Source organism: Pseudomonas sp. BJa5, from assembly GCF_030272875.2.
In the GTDB taxonomy this organism is placed as follows: Bacteria; Pseudomonadota; Gammaproteobacteria; order Pseudomonadales; family Pseudomonadaceae; genus Aquipseudomonas.
Genome location: NZ_JALRNG020000041.1, coordinates 15,018 through 32,035 on the forward strand (window position 1 = coordinate 15,018; position 17,018 = coordinate 32,035).

16 protein-coding genes are annotated in these 17,018 nt (G+C 63.7%); 8 read left to right on the forward strand and 8 right to left on the reverse strand.

The window, feature by feature from the left end:
* Positions 1-181: 181 nt before the first annotated feature.
* Positions 182-2,440, forward strand: coding sequence for an autotransporter outer membrane beta-barrel domain-containing protein (locus M2D63_RS21115; protein ID WP_285864953.1), 2,259 nt, complete (start codon positions 182-184; stop codon positions 2,438-2,440).
* Between the two features lie 46 nt (positions 2,441-2,486).
* On the opposite strand, the gene M2D63_RS21120 is transcribed toward M2D63_RS21115, so the two are convergent.
* The 5 genes from M2D63_RS21120 to M2D63_RS21140 form a co-directional block, all read right to left on the reverse strand.
* On the reverse strand, positions 2,487-3,518 hold the full coding sequence (locus M2D63_RS21120) for an AbrB family transcriptional regulator (protein WP_285864954.1): 1,032 nt from the start codon (positions 3,516-3,518) through the stop codon (positions 2,487-2,489).
* Positions 3,511-5,025, reverse strand: a complete 1,515-nt coding sequence (locus M2D63_RS21125; protein WP_285864955.1) for a tripartite tricarboxylate transporter permease — start codon at positions 5,023-5,025, stop codon at positions 3,511-3,513. Before M2D63_RS21125 ends, M2D63_RS21120 begins: the two co-directional genes overlap by 8 nt.
* A 1-nt stretch (position 5,026) precedes the next feature.
* Positions 5,027-5,485 carry a tripartite tricarboxylate transporter TctB family protein gene (locus tag M2D63_RS21130; RefSeq protein WP_285864956.1) on the reverse strand — a complete coding sequence of 153 codons (459 nt, stop codon included), beginning with the start codon at positions 5,483-5,485 and terminating at the stop codon, positions 5,027-5,029.
* 99 nt (positions 5,486-5,584) lie between these two features.
* The gene (locus M2D63_RS21135) at positions 5,585-6,565 is read right to left on the reverse strand and encodes a tripartite tricarboxylate transporter substrate binding protein (protein WP_285864957.1); all 981 of its coding nucleotides are present in this window, start codon (positions 6,563-6,565) and stop codon (positions 5,585-5,587) included.
* Between the two features lie 34 nt (positions 6,566-6,599).
* Positions 6,600-7,889, reverse strand: coding sequence for an OprD family porin (locus tag M2D63_RS21140; RefSeq protein WP_285864958.1), 1,290 nt, complete (start codon positions 7,887-7,889; stop codon positions 6,600-6,602).
* A gap of 204 nt (positions 7,890-8,093) precedes the next feature.
* Between M2D63_RS21140 and M2D63_RS21145 the strand changes: the two genes are divergently transcribed.
* Both M2D63_RS21145 and M2D63_RS21150 read left to right on the forward strand, forming a co-directional pair.
* Entirely contained in the window at positions 8,094-8,765 is a 672-nt protein-coding gene (locus M2D63_RS21145; RefSeq protein WP_285864959.1) for a response regulator, read from the forward strand.
* On the forward strand, positions 8,758-10,137 hold the full coding sequence (locus M2D63_RS21150; RefSeq protein WP_285864960.1) for a sensor histidine kinase: 1,380 nt from the start codon (positions 8,758-8,760) through the stop codon (positions 10,135-10,137). Before M2D63_RS21145 ends, M2D63_RS21150 begins: the two co-directional genes overlap by 8 nt.
* On the opposite strand, the gene M2D63_RS21155 is transcribed toward M2D63_RS21150, so the two are convergent.
* Both M2D63_RS21155 and M2D63_RS21160 read right to left on the reverse strand, forming a co-directional pair.
* Entirely contained in the window at positions 10,134-10,943 is an 810-nt protein-coding gene (locus M2D63_RS21155) for an HDOD domain-containing protein (RefSeq protein ID WP_285864961.1), read from the reverse strand. The genes M2D63_RS21150 and M2D63_RS21155 overlap by 4 nt on opposite strands.
* Positions 10,944-11,007: 64 nt before the next feature.
* On the reverse strand, positions 11,008-11,949 hold the full coding sequence (locus M2D63_RS21160; protein WP_285864962.1) for a folate-binding protein YgfZ: 942 nt from the start codon (positions 11,947-11,949) through the stop codon (positions 11,008-11,010).
* A 165-nt stretch (positions 11,950-12,114) separates the two neighbouring features.
* Here M2D63_RS21160 and M2D63_RS21165 point away from each other — a divergent pair, with 165 nt between their 5' ends.
* Positions 12,115-12,369 carry a succinate dehydrogenase assembly factor 2 gene (locus tag M2D63_RS21165; protein ID WP_285864963.1) on the forward strand — a complete coding sequence of 85 codons (255 nt, stop codon included), beginning with the start codon at positions 12,115-12,117 and terminating at the stop codon, positions 12,367-12,369.
* Positions 12,353-12,805, forward strand: a complete 453-nt coding sequence (locus tag M2D63_RS21170) for a protein YgfX (RefSeq protein WP_285864964.1) — start codon at positions 12,353-12,355, stop codon at positions 12,803-12,805. The genes M2D63_RS21165 and M2D63_RS21170 overlap by 17 nt, the downstream gene beginning before the upstream one ends.
* Here the strand turns inward: M2D63_RS21170 and nadB are convergent.
* The gene (gene nadB / locus M2D63_RS21175; protein WP_285864965.1) at positions 12,774-14,390 is read right to left on the reverse strand and encodes an L-aspartate oxidase; all 1,617 of its coding nucleotides are present in this window, start codon (positions 14,388-14,390) and stop codon (positions 12,774-12,776) included. The genes M2D63_RS21170 and nadB overlap by 32 nt on opposite strands.
* Before the next feature lie 432 nt (positions 14,391-14,822).
* On the opposite strand from nadB, the gene rpoE reads away from it, so the two are divergent.
* Genes rpoE through M2D63_RS21190 form a run of 3 tightly spaced genes read left to right on the forward strand, consistent with a single transcriptional unit; the run spans position 14,823 to position 17,004 of the window.
* Complete coding sequence (gene rpoE, locus M2D63_RS21180) at positions 14,823-15,404, forward strand: RNA polymerase sigma factor RpoE (RefSeq protein WP_010220971.1); 582 nt, start codon at positions 14,823-14,825, stop codon at positions 15,402-15,404.
* A 31-nt stretch (positions 15,405-15,435) separates the two neighbouring features.
* Positions 15,436-16,026: an RseA family anti-sigma factor gene (locus M2D63_RS21185; protein ID WP_285864967.1), complete on the forward strand. Its 591-nt coding sequence runs from the start codon at positions 15,436-15,438 to the stop codon at positions 16,024-16,026.
* A 12-nt stretch (positions 16,027-16,038) separates the two neighbouring features.
* Positions 16,039-17,004: a MucB/RseB C-terminal domain-containing protein gene (locus tag M2D63_RS21190; protein WP_285864968.1), complete on the forward strand. Its 966-nt coding sequence runs from the start codon at positions 16,039-16,041 to the stop codon at positions 17,002-17,004.
* Positions 17,005-17,018 lie beyond the last annotated feature (14 nt).

Consider the following 17,018-nt stretch of genomic DNA (forward strand, 5'->3'; position numbering starts at 1 on the left):
TGTTTGCAACAGTGCTGTCAGCACCCTGGTTCTTATGTGCTGTTGAAAATACACTATATATCGTCAGATTATTCCTACATATTCCTACGCCGTCGGACTGTAGATTTCGCTCTCCCTTAATTGTGCGCACTTCGCGGAAGTAGAACGAGGAAGGCACGCCAAATCTGAGAGATTGAATTAAATGAACTTTCGTCGCTTGTTTGCTTTTACACCTTTGGTCCGTGCCTTGAAGTTCGCCTGCATTGTGCCGGGTACCCTTATTACTCACTCCGCTGTGGCCGCTGTCGTCGATACGGAATTTACCGTCACTGGCGATACAGCGCTTGATCATTACTTCGTCAGTCCTGGTGCTGTTCTGAATATCCTCGGCGAGGACGCACGAACCGAGGAAATCAACGCAAACTTTTCCCATGTCAATATGAACGGCGGCAGTGTAGTCGCGCCAACCAATATCGGCTCCACCCCCGCCTTGCGCTTGTTGAATAGTACCGCCACGATCAACAATGCCGTTATTACTGCGAGCAATGGCACAGGATTACAGTTGGTGCGCCAAACTGCCCTCAGCACCGGCTCGAAAGCCCAGGTCTCCGCCAGCCAGATCAGCGGCAACGCCGTGGGGGCCTGGCTGACCCGCTTCAGTGAACTTACGCTGCTGGATTCGCAGGTGACGGCCAGTGCCGCCAATGGTCAGGGCATCCTGTTGTTCAACGGTACGGTGTCGGCCAGCGATAGCCAGATTAGCGGTGGAGAAAACGGTGTCTTCATCATTGACGAGTCGACACAGGCCCATGGCACGCCAGGGGTAGTAACGCTGAACAACAGTATTGTCAGGGGTGAGAATGGCGCTGCCATCCAGGTCGACGGGGCCAGCGCCCAGCTCAATGTCGGTAATACCAGCCAACTGATCGGTGGCAACGGCAATGTGCTCGAAGTCGTGAATGGTGGTAGCGCACGGCTGAATGTCGAAAACAGTGAACTGCGCGGCAATGTCCTGCTCAAGGACAGCAGCAGTGCCGAGGTCAACTTGCAGCAGGCCAGCCTGATTGGCGATGTTGTCGCAGAAGCGGGCGCTAATGCCAAGGTAGCCCTTGCCAATGCTTCGCAGCTGACCGGCAATCTGGAAAACGTGGCTCGTCTGGATATCAATAGCGAGGCTAACTGGACCATGACCGGTAGCAACCAGGTAGCTGCGCTCGCCCTCCAGGGTGGCCATGTCACCTTCGGCGCCCCCGGCGAGTTCTATCGCCTGGACGTCGGCGAGCTGTCCGGCAATGGCACCTTCCACATGACCGCCGACTTCGTGACGGGCCAAGGCGACCGCCTCAATGTCAACGGCGAGGCCAGGGGCGAGCACCTGCTGGCCATCAGCGCCAGCGGTAATGAAGCTGCTGTCGAGCGCCTGACCGTGGTCACCACCCAGGGTGGCGACGCCCAGTTCAGCCTGCTCAACGGTCCGGTCGACCTGGGCGCCTTTTCCTATGGCCTGACCCGGGAAGGCAATGACTGGCACCTGGACGCCGAAACGAAAACCATCAGTCCGGCTACCCGTTCGGTCATGGCCCTGTTCAATACGGCGCCGACCATCTGGTACGGCGAGCTGTCGTCGCTGCGCACGCGCATGGGCGAGTTGCGCTATAACGAAAGCAAAAGCGGTGCCTGGGGCCGGGCCTACGGTAGCAAGTACAACGTTGCCGAGTCCTCTGGCACGGCCTACAAGCAGACCCAGCAAGGCTTCACCCTGGGTGCCGATGCCCAGGTGGGCGACAGCCAATGGCTGGTAGGTGTGCTGGCCGGTCACAGCACGTCCGACCTGGATCTGGATCGCGGTACCAGTGGCAACGTCGACAGCTACTACGTCGGCGCCTACACCACCTGGCTGGATGAGGAAAGCGGCTACTACTTCGACGCCGTGGCCAAGCTCAACCGCTTCGATAACGAGTCCAAGGTGGCCATGAGTGATGGCACCCAGGCCAAGGGTAACTACAAGACCAATGGCGTGGGCGCTTCGGCCGAGTTCGGTCGGCATATCAAACTGGACGACGGCTACTTCGTCGAACCCTTCGCCCAGGTATCGGCGGTCAGCATCCAGGGTAACTCCTACGACCTGGACAATGGCCTGCAGGCTGAAGGCGATCGGACCAAGTCGGTACTGGGCAAGGCCGGTGCCACGGTAGGTCGCAACTTCGACCTGGGCGAGGGGCGTTTTGCCCAACCGTACCTGCGTGCCGCTGTAGTGCATGAGTTTGCCAAGGACAACGAGGTCAAGGTCAACAACAACGTGTTCAACAACGACTTGTCCGGTTCGCGTGGCGAGGTCGGTGCCGGTATCGCCGTGTCGATGTCCGAGCGCCTGAAACTGCATGCCGATATCGACTACAGCAACGGCGACAAGATCGAGAAGCCGTTCGGTGCCACCGTTGGCGTACGCTTCACCTGGTAAGCGCACAATGAAAAAGAGGAAGCCTGGGCTTCCTCTTTTTTTTGCATCAGTCGCAGCGTTTGTCCCAATGCCTGAATAACGGTTCGGCCAGAAACAGCACGAACAGCAAACGCATCACCTGTAGCGCCGTGACCAGCGGCACCGAGAGTTGCAGGGTTTCAGCGGTCAGGCTCATTTCGGCGATGCCACCGGGCATCATGCCCAGGGTCAGCGAACGCAGGTCGAGGTGGGTCATCACGCTGAGCACGCAGGCGGCGATGCCGGCAATCAGCATGGTCAAGGCCGTGGCGATCAGGGTACGGCCAAGAAACGACGGCGCACGCCGGAAGAACGCGCGGTTGAAGTGACAGCCCAGGCCGCTGCCGATCAGCCACTGGCCGATCTGGCTGGCGCCATCGGGCAGGGCAACCTGCAGGTTGGCGCTGACACTGGCGACAGCCGCCACCAGCAACGGGCCGAACAGCCAGGGGTTGGGCTGTTTCAAACGTTGCCAGCCCAGGGCCAGTACGATGCCGAGTGGGCAGATCAGCAACAGCCAGCCCCAGTTGACGCTACCGGTATGGCTGAGCGGCACGCCATTGCCGAGCAGGAACTTGAACAGCGCTGGTACGCACAGCACGACGGCCAGTACCCGCAAGCTCTGTGCCGCCGCCACCTGGCTGAGTACCGCGCCGTTACGCGCGCCGAGGTTGACCATTTCTCCGGAGCCACCGGGCATGCTGGAAAAGAACGCCGTTGCCCGGTCTTCACCGGTACGGCGCAGCAACCACACCCCGACCACGCTGGACAGGCTGGTGATCAGCGCGCCGCAAAAGATCAGGCCGAAGTTGCTGGCCACCTGTTCGACCACCGCCGGGGTGAAGTGCAGGCCGATGCCGATGCCGATGATCCACTGGCCGCATTTGCGTCCGCCAGGAATCTCGCTCAGTTGCCAGGGCGTCAGGCAGCGCACCAGGATGATCGCCAGCAACGAGCCGACCATCCACGGCAGCGGCCAGCCGACCTGGCTGGCGAGAAACCCGCCCGCCAGCCCGACCAGCCCGGTGGCCCAGTACAGCTTCGAAGGCCTTTCAGACATCGGCCAGGGCGCGCCGCTGGGCACTGCGCTTGCGCCAGATGCGCAGCAGCGGCAGCAGCAACATGGCGATGGTCAGGCCCCAGACACTGGCGGTGATCGGGCTGGACCAGAGGATATCCAGGGCGCCGTTGGAGATCGACAGCGCACGGCGCAGGTTCTGCTCCATCAACCCGCCGAGGATAAAGCCGAGCAGTACTGGCGACAGCGGGAAGTCCAGCTTGCGCAGGATGTAGCCGAAGATGCCGATGCCGATCATCAGGAACAGGTCGAAGGTGGTGGCGTGCACCGCGTAGACGCCGATCGCGGTGATGATGGCGATCACCGGCACCAGCGCCCAGTTCGGCACGGCGAGGATGCGGGTGAAGATACGGATCATCGGGATGTTGAGGATCACCAGCATGATGTTGGCGATGAACAGCGAGGCGATCAGGCCCCAGACGATGTCAGGCTGCTGGGCGAACAGCATCGGCCCCGGGGTGATGTTGTACAGGGTCAGGGCGCCGATCATCACTGCGGTGGTGCCCGAGCCGGGTACGCCGAGGGTCAGCATCGGCACCAGGGCGCCGCAGCAGGAGGCGCCGATGGCGGTTTCCGGCGCGGCCAGGCCGCGTTTGTCGCCCTTGCCGAAGGTGCCCTTGGGGCCTGCGATGCGCTTCTCGGTCATGTAGGCCACGGCACTGGCCAGGGTCGCGCCGGCGCCGGGCAATACACCCATGATGAAGCCGAGCACGCCACAACGGATGTTCACCAGGAACACCGAGGCGGCTTCCTTGACGTTGAACAGCATACGGCCGGTGGCCTTTACCGCTTCGTGACCGTGGTGGGTCTTTTCCAGCAGCAGGAGGATCTCGCTGATGGAGAACAGGCCCAGTACCAGCACCACGAACTGGATGCCGTCGGCCAGGTGCACGCTGTCGCCGGTGAAGCGATACACGCCGCTGTTGGCGTCGATGCCGACGCTGGAGAGGAACAGGCCGATCAGGGCTGCGATGAAGGTTTTCAGCGGGCGGTCGCCGGCCATGCCGCCCAGGCAGACAATGGCGAACACCATCAGCACGAAGTATTCCGCGGGTCCGAAGGCGATCGCCCATTTTGCCAGCAGCGGGGCGAACAACACCATGCCGCAGGTGGCGATGAAGGCGCCGATGAAAGAGCTCCAGGCCGACAACGACAGGGCCACGCCGGCCAGGCCCTGGCGTGCCATGGGGTAGCCGTCGAGGGTGGTCATCACGGTTGAGGCTTCACCGGGAATATTGAGCAGGATCGAGCTGATCCGCCCGCCGTACTCGCAGCCCAGGTACACCGCCGCCAGCAGGATCAGCGCCGACTCCGGTGGCAGGCCGAGGGCGAAGGCGATGGGGATCAGCAGGGCCACGCCATTGATCGGACCAAGGCCCGGCAGCAGGCCGACCACGGTGCCGATCAAGGTGCCGGTGAGCGCAGTGACCAGGTTGTAGGGGCTCAGGGCGACGCCGAAGCCCTGGCCCAGGTAGCTGAGGGTATCCATGTCAATTCTCCAGAACGTCGAGCAGGCCGAGGGGCAGGGGCACATCCATGACGCGGTCGAACAAGGCATACAGGGCGATGCTCATCAAGCCGATGATCACCACGCTGGGCAGCCAGCGTCCGCCATAGAGCCGGGCCATGGGCACGCCGATGAGGATGCTGCTGACGATGAAGCCCAGGGGCTCGAAGGTCGCGGCGAAGACGATCAGCAGGGCCACGCAGATACCGATCTTGTTCAGGGTTTCACGGTCCAGCTCGGGTTCGTCGTCCTTGCGCACGATGGGCGTCGGACGAAAGGCCAGGTACAGCAGGCTGGCGCCCATCAGGCCGAGCATCAGCAAGGGGTAGGCGCGCGGGCCGACCGGTTCGTAGGAAAAGGCGGCCTGGTAGGGCCAGGCCATCACCGCCAGGGCGGCGCAGAGCGCCAGCAGGAACAGGGCAAAGATGCGTTGCAGGATCATCGGGGGAATCCTCTTTTCGCGGGGCAAGCCCGCTCCCACAGGCGAACACCGTGTGTAGGAGCGGGCTTGCCCCGCGATGCTTTTCGAAAGGTTGGGAGATTACTGAATCAGCCCGAATTCCCTGGCCAGGGCCTTGTAGTCCGCGACCTGTTTCTTCACGTAGGTGTCCAGCTCCTTGCCGGTCAGGGCAAAGGGGAACAGTTCGCGCTGGTCACGCAACTTGGCAAACTCCTGGGAGGCCAGCAGCTTGTCGAACGAGGCCTTCCACCAGTCGTACTCCTCGTCGGTGACCTTCGGCCCCAGGTAGAAGCCGCGCACCACCGGCCAGACGATGTCGTAGCCTTGCTCCTTGGCGGTAGGGATGTCCTTCATCTCCGGCTCGTCCAGGCGCTGTTCGGCGAACACCGCCAGCAGACGCATGTCGCCACTCTGGATATGTGGCATGGAGTCGGATATGTCGGTACTGCCCACCTGGATGTGCCCGCCGAGCAGCGCCGTGGCGATCTCGCCACCACCTTCCAGGGCCACATAGCGCAGGTCGCGCGGGTTGATCCCGGCGGCCTTGGCGATCAGCGCGGTCTGCATCCAGTCCTGGCTGCCGACGGTGCCGCCGGAGCCGATGACCACCTTGCTCGGGTCCTTCTTCAGGGCCGCGACCAGGTCATCGAGGGTCTTGTAGGGGGAGTCGCTTTTCACTGCGATGGCGCCGTAGCTGGTGCCGACTGCGGCTACCCAGCGCACGGCGTTCTCGTCGAAGCGGCCGAACTTGCCCTGGGCCAGGTTCAGCAACGAACCGCTGGACCAGGCCACCAGGGTCCCGGCATCGGCCGGACGCTGGGCAACCACGGCGTTGTAGGCGACCGCGCCGACACCGCCGGGCATGTAGGTCACGCGCATGGGTTTGCTGAGGATCTTCTCGTTGACCAGGGCGCTTTGCACCAGTTTGCAGGTCAGGTCGAAGCCGCCGCCGGGGGAGGCCGGGGCGATGCATTCAGGGCGTTTGGGCTCGGCGGCCAGGACGTTGCCGGCGAGCAGCAGGCAACCGGTGGCAAGGGCAATGCGGCGCAGTGAAAAGGTCATCGTCTATCTCCGTGAGCATTATTGTTATCGGGGATTACCACAATGCAAGGCTGTAACTGACCAGCAGCCGGACTTCGTCGGCATCGCGGGCGAAGCTGGAGCGGTAGGTGGCGTTGCGCAGGCGCACGGCGACGTTTTTCAGGGCGCCACTTTGCACCACATACTTGAACTCGGTGTTGCGTTCCCACTCCTTGCCTTCGCCGCCATCGGCCAGGCTGACATTGTCACCGCTGACGTAGCGGGTCATGAAGGTCAGGCCGGGAATCCCCAGCTTGGCGAAGTCGTAGTCGTAGCGGGCCTGCCAGGAGCGTTCGTCGGCGCCGGCGAAGTCGTTGATCTGCACGAAGTTGACCAGGTAGGGGTCGGAACCGTCGACATAGGGAAAGGCGGTATCGCCGGACATGTGCTGGTAGCCGGCGCTGAACTTGTGGCCCAGCAGGCCATAGCTGAGCATGCCGTTGAGCGAGGTGTTGTCGATGTCGCCGCCACGGGCCTGGCCCTGGTCGTCGCTGAAGGCCATGCGCAGGTCGGCGCCGAAGGTGCCGGGGCCCCAGGGCTGGGAGGCGATCATGCCGACGAAGTGCTGGCGATAGACGTCGTCGAGCTGGGCCCAGTGGTAGCTGCCGGTGATCTTGTCGGTGAACCTGTAGTCCACACCGGCCATGTCGAAGTGGTTGCCAGCAACGGTGCCGAGGAAGCGACCGTTCTTGTTGTTCAGGGCGATGTCTTCGTTGTTGGTGTCGTCGCGGTCCTTGGCCTTTTCCAGGCGCCCGCCGGTGAAGGTCAGGTTCTTGATTTCACCGGAGGTCAGCAGGCCACCTTCGAAGGTCTGCGGCAGGATGCGCCCATCGTTGGGCTTCAGGGTCGGCAGTTCCGGGATCAGGGTGCCGATCTTCAGTTCGGTTTCGGAGAACTTCACCTTGCCGGTCAAGCCGAGCTTGGAATATTCGTCGGCGGCGTAACCGTCATCGTGGGTCGGCAGCAGGCCGGTGCCGGTACGGTCGGGGCTGGAGTCGAGCTTGATGCCGAGCATGCCCAGGGCATCGAGGCCGAAGCCTACCGGGCCCTCGGTATAGCCTGACTCGAAGTTGATCATGAAACCCTGGGCCCACTCGTCGCGCTTGGACTGCTGGGCACTGGTACCGTCGCGAAAATCGCGGTTGAAGTACATGTTGCGGGTTTCGAAGGTCGCCTTGCTGTCATCGAAGAAGGCAGCCTGGCTCAGCGGCGCGACCCCGGCAAGGGCGAGGGCACCGGCAACGGCGGTCTGGCGGGAAGGCAAGCGTCGGGTAGGCGCGAACGCCAGGGGCTGTGTGGACAGCATCGTGGAGTGACTCCGTTATTGTTCTTATTAGTTCGAACCTTCATGGCTCGGTTGTACGGCAAGCAGAGTGAGCCGTGAGTGGATGCTAGGGGCTCAACCTTTCGCTAACCTTTCAACAGCTTTTCATTGTTTCGAAGGCTTCACAGGCGGGCTGTCGGCGGTACACTCCGCGCCATTGACCGCGACGCGACCTTGGAGAAATCGATGCGTGTGCTGCTCGTCGAAGACCATCTGCAACTGGCCGAAAGCGTGGCCCAGGCCCTTAAGAGCACCGGCTTGACCGTTGATGTGCTGCACGATGGCGTGGCCGCCGACCTGGCCCTGGCCAGCGAGGAATACGCCGTGGCCGTGCTCGATGTGGGCTTGCCGCGCATGGACGGCTTCGAGGTGCTGGCGCGCCTGCGGGCCCGGGGCAAGACCCTGCCGGTGCTGATGCTGACCGCGCGCAGTGACGTCAAGGACCGCGTCCATGGCCTGAACCTGGGCGCCGACGACTACCTGGCCAAGCCGTTCGAGCTGACCGAGCTGGAGGCCCGGGTCAAGGCCCTGCTGCGCCGCAGTGTGCTCGGTGGCGAGCGCCAGCAGCGTTGTGGCCCGCTGGTCTATGACCTGGACACCCGGCGCTTTACCCTGGGCGACGAATTGATGACCCTGACCTCCCGCGAGCAGGCCGTGCTCGAAGCCCTGATCGCCCGTCCCGGACGGGTGATGAGCAAGGAGCAACTGGCGGCCCAGGTGTTCGGCCTGGACGAGGAAGCCAGTGCCGATGCCATCGAGATCTACATCCACCGCCTGCGCAAGAAGCTCGACGGCCATGCGGTGGCCATCGTCACCTTCAGGGGGCTCGGCTACCTGCTCGAGCACCGCGATGCGTGACATCGGCAGCCTGCGCGGGCGGCTGCTGTGGAACCTGGCGATCCTGCTGGTGGTGCTGATGCTGGCCAGTGGCCTGAGCGCCTACTGGAACGGCCGCGAAGCCGCCGACACCGCCTATGACCGCACCCTGCTGGCCTCGGCGCGCACCATCGCCGCCGGCCTGTCCCAGCGCGACGGCACCCTCAGTGCCGATGTCCCCTATGTGGCCCTGGACACCTTCGCCTACGACAGCGCCGGGCGCATCTACTACCAGGTCAACGATATCCATCAACGCCTGATCTCCGGCTACGAAAACCTGCCTCCACCGCCGCCCGGCACGCCGCGCACCGACGACTACCCGGCCCTGGCGCGTTTCTACGATGCCCGTTACCTGGGCCAGGACGTGCGCGTGGTGAGCCTGCTCAAGGCGGTCAGCGAGCCGAACATGAACGGCATGGCCGAGATTCGCGTGGCCGAGACCGAAGAGGCGCGGGTGCGCATGGCCCGCAGCCTGATGGCCGACACCCTGTTGCGCCTGGGCATGCTGGCGCTGGGGGCGTTGCTGCTGGTGTGGTTCGCGGTCAGCGCCGCGTTGCGCCCGCTGGAGCGCCTGCGCAGTGCCGTGGAAGAGCGTCAGCCCGATGACTTGCGCTCGTTGCCGGTGGTGGAGGTGCAGCGCGAACTGAGCCCGCTGGTGCGGGCCTTGAACCATTTCACCGAGCGCCTGCGCGAGCAGTTCGAGCGCCAGGCGCAGTTCATTGCCGAGGCCGCCCACGAATTGCGCACGCCCCTGGCGGCGCTCAAGGCCAGGGTCGAGCTGGGCCTGCGCTCCAATGAGCCGCAGGTGTGGCGCGACACCCTGGAGTCGGCGGCCCAGGGCACCGATCGCCTGACCCACCTGGCCAACCAGTTGCTGTCGCTGGCGCGGGTGGAGAACGGCGCGCGGGCGATTGCCGAGGGCGGTGCGCAGTTGCTCGACCTCAGTCAACTGGCCCGTGAGCTGGGCATGGCCATGGCGCCACTGGCCTATGCCCGTGGCGTGGCGCTGGCGCTGGAGGCCGAAGCGCCGGTGTATGTCCGGGGCGAGCCGACCTTGCTCAACGAATTGCTCAGCAACCTGGTGGACAACGCCCTGGCCCATACGCCCAAGGGCGGCAACGTGATCCTGCGGGTCAGCGCGCCGGGCACGCTCGAAGTCGAGGACGATGGCCCGGGCATTCCCGAACATGAACGCGAGCGGGTGTTCGAACGTTTCTATCGGCGTGGTCCCCAGGGCACCGGCCTGGGCCTGGCCATCGTCGGCGAGATCTGCCGCGCCCACCTGGCGCAGATCAGCCTGCACGACGGTGAGCGTGGCGGCTTGAAAGTACGGGTGAGCTTTAGCGTCGACTAGCGGAACAAGGCACGGGCATTGAGCAGTTCGCAGGCTTCCAGTTCGGTGCCGGTCGGCAGCCCCAGGTGGCGGTAGGCCGGTAGCGCTGCCAGTGGCCGTGACGGGCCGGTGGCGGGGCTCAGGGTGCGGGCGATCTGGACGATATCGACGTAGTCGACGCGCTCCGTGCCGCGGTCCAGGTCCTGGACCAGGCCGGGCAGTCTGACCAGCTGTTCGGGGAACTCCCAGCTACCGAGAATCTTGTCGCCCAGGGTCGGGTGGATCTGGTCGATGACGTAGTTCAGGCAGACCGGGTCGGAGAGCAGTTCGTTGTGCTCTTCGGCGTAGATCAGGATCGGCAGCACGCCGATCTGGTGCACCAGGCCGGCCAGGGCGCCCTGGTCGGGTTTCAGCTGGGTGTAACGTCGGCAGAGTTCGTAGCTGATGCCTGCCACTTCCAGGCTGGTTGTCCAGATTTCGCGCATTTTCTTTTCCACCACCTCGGAACGGGCGTGGAAGATCTGCTCGATCACCAGGCCGATGGCCAGGTTGCAGCTGTAGTTGATGCCCAGGCGGGTGATGGCGGTTTGCAGGTCGGTGACTTCGACCGTGGCGCGCAGCAGCGGGCTGTTGACCACCTTGATCAGGCGCGCCGAGAGGGCGGCATCGCGGCCGATGACCTTGCTCAGGGTGCTGACGCTGATCTCGCTGTCTTCGGCGGCCTCGCGGATGCTCAGGGCTACCTCCGGCAAGGTCGGCAGTACCAGGTCATCGTTATCGATGGCAGACAGCAACTGGGTCTGGACCATCTCGGCCAGCTTGTTCATCGGGTATCTCTAACGCAATTCAAGAAGCGCCCCGGCGTTCGCCACACCGGGGCAGGGGGCTGGCTCAGCGCTGGATCTCGCGGTCGCGGTCCAGTTCGTAGGGCAAATCCAGCAGGGTCAGGCCCAGTCCGTCGGGGCTGCCCAGGTGCAGGTTGTTATCCTCCACGGCGTCGGCGGTCAATACCGCCAGCAGTTCACAACCGTTTGCGCTGCGGGCAGCCAGGACCACTTCGCCGACGGACGAACCATGGGTCGGCGAGAAGATCTCGGTGCCAGGCTCGGGCACTGCGTCGCTGGCCAGCGCCACGCGGTACTGGCGGCGTTTGAGCTTGCCCAGGTACTGCATGCGCGCGACGATTTCCTGGCCGGTGTAGCAGCCCTTCTTGAAGCTGACACCACCAACGGCCTGCAGGTTGATCATCTGCGGGATGAACAGCTCGCGGGTCTGGGCCATGACCTGGCCGATGCCGGCGCGGACCTGCCCCAGCAGCCAGTCGTTCAGTTCGCCCCGGGGCAGCTGTGCGCCGAGTTTCTCCTGCACGGCGGCGGCCTGTCCGGCCGGCACCCACAGCTCGATACGGCCGCTGGACACCAGGATGGCGATCAGCTCTTCATGGCGGGTGACGGCGTCGATCTGCGCAGGCACTTCAAGCCCCAGTGCCGACAGGGCCGCTTCGCCCGCGTTCAGGCCAAAGCGCACCCAGGCGTCGCTGTCATCGGTCAGTTTGGCCTTGGAGAACACCGCGTACTTTTTCAGGTCCGCCAGCTGCGGTTCGAGCAACTCGCGGGCCATGGCCAGCAGGAAACCATCGCTCTCGGGCAGGATGCGAAAGCTCGATTGCATGCGACCCTTGACCATGCAGCGGGCGCCCAGGCTACTGGTGTTGTCGCCCAGGTAGTTGAGGTTGCAGGTCAGTTGGCCTTGCAGGAACTTGCCGGCGTCCGAGCCGCGGACGGCGAGGACGCCTTCGTGGGAAAGGGTGCAGAAAAAAGCGGAGTCGGCCATGGGTCATCGCAGGGTAGTAAGACTGGCTGCCATGATAGAGCGCCACCGGCAAAATAGGTAGTTGAGTAAAGGCCTCTGTCATTTTTTGCGCAGATGTCCGGACCAACGTCGCGTGTCCCCGGGGCGCTGGCTCTGTATACTGGCGGCCTATTTTAGGAGGGCTTCATGGTCGAACAAACTGAACTCAACCGGCTCTTTTGGCACAGCCGCCGTGGCATGCTCGAGCTGGACGTACTGCTGGTCCCGTTCAGCGCGGAGGTCTACCCGACCCTGAGCCAGGAAGATCGTGACCTGTACAAGCGCTTGCTCAGCTGCGAAGACCAGGACATGTTCGGCTGGTTCATGGAACGCAGTGAGTCCGACGACCCGGAGCTGCAGCGCATGGTTCGCATCATCCTGGATCGTGTCCAGCCCAAGTGACCGCTTCGAATGCCGTTGGCAAGGCTCGAACAGCCTGCTGGCGGCCTACCTGGCCAGCCTGGCGCTGGCCTTGCTGGCTCTGAGTCTGCTCCAGCTCCCTGGCTGGATGCGCCTGTCTGGCGCTGCCTTGTGCCTGGTGCAGGCGGGCTGGATGATTCCCCGGCGAATCCTGCTCACTCATCCGAAGGCGATCTGCGGTTTGCGGCGGGATGCCGGCGGCTGGCAACTGTTCAGCCGGGCGCAAGGCTGGCACGTGGTGCAGCTGCTGCCTGACAGCCTGGCCCTGCCGGGCCTGGTCGTGCTGCGCTATCGCCGCCCCGGGCGCCTTTTGAGTGAAGGGTTGTGCATCAGCCATGACGCGCTGGAGCCGGTGCAGCACCGGCGCCTGCGCGTGCGCCTGAAGTTCAGTCGACGTAGGTGGGCGGCTGCAGAATAGTGTCGCGGGCCTCGTCGAGCATGCCCGGGTAGTCCAGGGTGTAATGCAGGCCGCGGCTTTCCTTGCGCTGCATGGCCGAACGGATCATCAACTCGGCCACCTGGGCCAGGTTGCGCAACTCGATCAGGTCGCGGCTGACCTTGTAGTTGCTGTAGAACTCATCGATCTCGTCCAGCAGCAGGCGTACCCGGTGCTCGGCGCGCTGCAGGCGCTTGCTGGTGCGCACGATCCCCACGTAGTCCCACATGAAACGCCGCAACTCGTCCCAGTTGTGGGCGATGATCACGTCTTCGTCCGAGTCGGTTACCTGGCTTGCGTCCCAGCAGGGCAGGGCCTTGGGCATGCTCACCTGGTCCAGGTGGGCTTCGATGTCGGCCGCTGCGGCGCGGCCATAGACGAAGCATTCGAGCAGCGAGTTGCTGGCCATGCGGTTGGCGCCGTGCAGGCCGGTGAAGCTGGTTTCGCCGATGGCATACAGGCCGGGTACGTCGGTATGGCCACGGTCGTCGACCATGACCCCGCCACAGGTGTAGTGGGCCGCCGGTACCACCGGTATGGCCTGGCGGGTGATGTCGATGCCGAAGGTCAGGCAGCGCTCATACACGGTGGGGAAATGGCTCTTGATGAAGTCGGCGGGCTTGTGGCTGATGTCCAGGTACACACAGTCCACGCCCAGGCGCTTCATCTCGTGGTCGATGGCGCGGGCGACGATATCGCGCGGCGCCAGTTCTTCCCGGGGGTCGAAGCGCGGCATGAAGCGCTCGCCATTGGGCAGGCGCAGCAGGGCACCTTCACCGCGCAGGGCCTCGGTGACCAGGAAACTCTTGGCCTGGGGGTGGTACAGGCAGGTCGGGTGGAACTGGTTGAACTCAAGGTTGGCCACCCGGCAGCCGGCGCGCCAGGCCATGGCGATGCCGTCGCCGCAGGCGCCGTCGGGGTTGCTGGTGTACAGGTAGACCTTGGCTGCGCCGCCGGTGGCGAGCACGGTAAAGCGTGCGCCATAGGTGTCGACTTCGCCGCTGTTGCGGTTCAGGACATAAGCCCCCAGGCAGCGATCGCCGTCCTTGCCCAGGCGTCGTTCGGTGATCAGGTCGACCGCCACGCGCTGCTCCAGCAGTTCGATGTTCGGCCGCTTGCGCGCCTGGGCCAGCAGGGTAGTGAAGATCGCCGCGCCCGTCGCGTCGGCGGCATGGATGATGCGCCGATGGCTGTGGCCACCCTCACGGGTCAGGTGGAACTCGAAGCCACCGTCGTCGACGCTGGCGTGTTCGTCGCGGGTAAAGGGCACACCCTGGTCGATCAGCCACTGGATCGACTCGCGGCTATGCTCGACGGTGAAGCGCACGGCGTCTTCATGGCACAGGCCGCCGCCGGCATTGAGGGTGTCCTCGACGTGGGACTGCACGGTGTCGGTGTCGTCCAGCACCGCGGCAACCCCGCCCTGGGCCCAGAAGGTCGAGCCACTGGCCAGGTCGCCCTTGCTGAGCACGGCGATGCGCAGGTGGTCGGGGAGGGTCAGCGCCAGGCTCAGACCAGCGGCGCCGCTGCCGATCACGAGGACATCATGTTGGAATTGTTGGCTCATGTCAGGACACTAGTATCTGAAGGGGGGGATCGGCACAATAGTCAGGCGCTTATGGCAATGTGAAACTATCGTGAATCTGGATCGGCTGCCTTTATATCAGCCCCAAGGCCCTGATTTCCAATGGCGCTTGCGCAGGGCTGGGGGCTTTTTGTGGAACTTTCCACCCTGTGTGGATATCCATAGAAGGCTGTACGCACGCCATAATGCCGCGGCGACGCGCGGTAGCGACCCGTCAAAGGGCACTGCCTGCGTATTCGAGACCCGATTATCGACGCAGCCGGCCGAGACCGCGCTGCGTTTTTCGTGCGAGCCGACCAAGGGCCGCAGGAAACTTGCTTGGAGGGGAGAACTTTTGCGAAAAGCCCGAGTCTATGGTTGCAGGCCTGAACGAAGCTTGACGCAGTGCTCCTTCAAGTCCACTGAGGAGTGTTCATGCTAACCCAGGAAGAGGATCAGCAGCTTGTCGAGCGCGTGCAGCGTGGCGACAGGCGAGCGTTCGATCTGTTGGTGCTGAAGTATCAGCACAAGATTCTCGGGTTGATCGTGCGTTTCGTACACGACACCCATGAGGCACAGGATGTGGCGCAGGAAGCTTTTATCAAAGCCTACCGGGCGCTTGGCAATTTTCGCGGTGACAGCGCTTTCTATACCTGGCTGTACCGCATTGCCATCAACACGGCAAAGAACTATCTGGTGTCCCGCGGTCGGCGGCCACCGGACAGCGATGTGAGTTCCGAGGATGCGGAATTTTACGACGGCGATCATGGCCTCAAGGATCTGGAGTCCCCCGAGCGTGCGTTGTTGCGAGATGAGATCGAAGGCACCGTCCATCGGACCATTCAGCAACTGCCAGAAGATTTGCGTACGGCGTTAACTTTACGTGAATTCGATGGTCTGAGTTACGAGGACATTGCCAGCGTCATGCAATGTCCGGTGGGTACCGTGCGCTCCCGAATCTTCCGCGCTCGGGAGGCCATAGATAAAGCCCTGCAGCCGTTGTTGCAGGAAACCTGAGACAGCGGCGACAGCCAAGAGAGGAACCGCCATGAGTCGTGAAGCGTTGCAGGAATCGCTGTCCGCGGTGATGGATAACGAAGCGGACGAGCTGGAATTACGTCGGGTGTTGAACGCCGTCGACGACGCCGAAACCCGTGCCACCTGGTCGCGCTACCAGGTCGCCCGTGCGGCCATGCACAAGGAACTGGTGCTGCCCCGCCTGGATATCGCCGCTGCCGTGTCCGCCGCCCTGGCCGACGAAGCCGCACCCGTCAAGGTCAACCGTGGTCCATGGCGCAGCCTGGGTCGCCTGGCCGTGGCCGCTTCGGTCACCGTGGCTGTGTTGGCCGGTGTGCGCCTGTACAACCAGGACGAGATCAGTGGCGTTCAGCTGGCTGCCCAGCAACCTGCCCAGCAGGGTGTGGTCGTGCCACAAGTTCAAGGCCCCGCCGTGCTGGCAGGCTATAGTGAGAGTGCAGAACAGCCAGGTCCGATGGCCAATGGCGTGCTGCAAGGGCAATCCGGCTGGCACGACCAGCGTCTGCCCGGCTATCTGCGCCAGCATGCTCAGGAAGCGGCCCTCAAGGGCACCGAGAGCGCCCTGCCATACGCCCGCGCGGCCAGCCTGGAAAATCGCTAAGTAGGGAGGATCATGCGCGCGCTACCTCTTATACCGCTGTTGCTGGGCGGCTGGCTGACACTGCCGGCCCATGCGGCCAACTCGTCTCCAGAGGCGAGTGACTGGCTCAAGAAGCTGGCCCAGGCCGAGCAACAGCAGAGTTATCAGGGTACTTTCGTTTACGAGCGTAACGGTAGCTTCTCCACCCACGATATCTGGCACCGTGTCCAGGACGGCAAGGTCAGCGAGCGCCTCCTGCAGCTCGATGGCCCGGCCCAGGAAGTCGTGCGTGTCGACGGGCATACCCAGTGCGTCAGCGGAACCCTGGTCCCGGGCGTGGATAACACGCCGGAGTCAGCGGCACGAGTGCTTGATCCCCTGAAACTGATGAGCTGGTACGACCTCGGGGTCGTCGGCAAGTCGCGGGTCGCGGGCCGTGGTGCGGTCATCGTGACCCTCACGCCCCGTGACCAGCATCGATACGCTTTCGAATTGCACCTCGATCGTGGAACCGGCCTGCCGCTCAAGTCGTTGATGCTCGACGACAAGGGCCGCCTGCTGGAGCGCTTCCAGTTCACCCGTCTGGATACCGACCAGGCCCCAGGTGACGATGAGCTCAAGGCCAGTGGGCAGTGCAAGCCCGTTGCCCAGGCAGCGATGCAGGCAGCGCAACCGGCCACTGGCTGGCGCTCCGACTGGCTACCGCCAGGGTTCGAGTTGATCGACAGTTCGGTGCGCAAGGATCCCCAGGGCAAGGGCGCGGTCAGCAGCCTGATGTACGACGATGGCCTGGCGCGCTTCTCGGTGTTCCTCGAGTCCCTGGAAGGTGGCTCGGGGGCGGACATCCGCACCCAGTTGGGGCCAACCGTGGCCGTTTCCCGGCGTTTGACCACACCCCGGGGTGAGGTGATGGTCACTGTGGTCGGTGAGATTCCGATCGGTACTGCCGAACGGATTGCCCTGTCGATGCGTGCCCAGGACGGCCAGGCGCAACAATGAGAATGCATGGATCA

Excerpts from the sequence above, each read along its gene's own strand:
- M2D63_RS21115 (WP_285864953.1), top strand. The coding sequence starts at position 182 with ATGAACTTTCGTCGCTTGTTTGCTTTTACACCTTTGGTCCGTGCCTTG.
- M2D63_RS21120 (WP_285864954.1), bottom strand. The coding sequence starts at position 3,518 with ATGTCTGAAAGGCCTTCGAAGCTGTACTGGGCCACCGGGCTGGTCGGG.
- M2D63_RS21125 (WP_285864955.1), bottom strand. The coding sequence starts at position 5,025 with ATGGATACCCTCAGCTACCTGGGCCAGGGCTTCGGCGTCGCCCTGAGC.
- M2D63_RS21130 (WP_285864956.1), bottom strand. The coding sequence starts at position 5,485 with ATGATCCTGCAACGCATCTTTGCCCTGTTCCTGCTGGCGCTCTGCGCC.
- M2D63_RS21135 (WP_285864957.1), bottom strand. The coding sequence starts at position 6,565 with ATGACCTTTTCACTGCGCCGCATTGCCCTTGCCACCGGTTGCCTGCTG.
- M2D63_RS21140 (WP_285864958.1), bottom strand. The coding sequence starts at position 7,889 with ATGCTGTCCACACAGCCCCTGGCGTTCGCGCCTACCCGACGCTTGCCT.
- M2D63_RS21145 (WP_285864959.1), top strand. The coding sequence starts at position 8,094 with ATGCGTGTGCTGCTCGTCGAAGACCATCTGCAACTGGCCGAAAGCGTG.
- M2D63_RS21150 (WP_285864960.1), top strand. The coding sequence starts at position 8,758 with ATGCGTGACATCGGCAGCCTGCGCGGGCGGCTGCTGTGGAACCTGGCG.
- M2D63_RS21155 (WP_285864961.1), bottom strand. The coding sequence starts at position 10,943 with ATGAACAAGCTGGCCGAGATGGTCCAGACCCAGTTGCTGTCTGCCATC.
- M2D63_RS21160 (WP_285864962.1), bottom strand. The coding sequence starts at position 11,949 with ATGGCCGACTCCGCTTTTTTCTGCACCCTTTCCCACGAAGGCGTCCTC.
- M2D63_RS21165 (WP_285864963.1), top strand. The coding sequence starts at position 12,115 with ATGGTCGAACAAACTGAACTCAACCGGCTCTTTTGGCACAGCCGCCGT.
- nadB (WP_285864965.1), bottom strand. The coding sequence starts at position 14,390 with ATGAGCCAACAATTCCAACATGATGTCCTCGTGATCGGCAGCGGCGCC.
- rpoE (WP_010220971.1), top strand. The coding sequence starts at position 14,823 with ATGCTAACCCAGGAAGAGGATCAGCAGCTTGTCGAGCGCGTGCAGCGT.
- M2D63_RS21185 (WP_285864967.1), top strand. The coding sequence starts at position 15,436 with ATGAGTCGTGAAGCGTTGCAGGAATCGCTGTCCGCGGTGATGGATAAC.
- M2D63_RS21190 (WP_285864968.1), top strand. The coding sequence starts at position 16,039 with ATGCGCGCGCTACCTCTTATACCGCTGTTGCTGGGCGGCTGGCTGACA.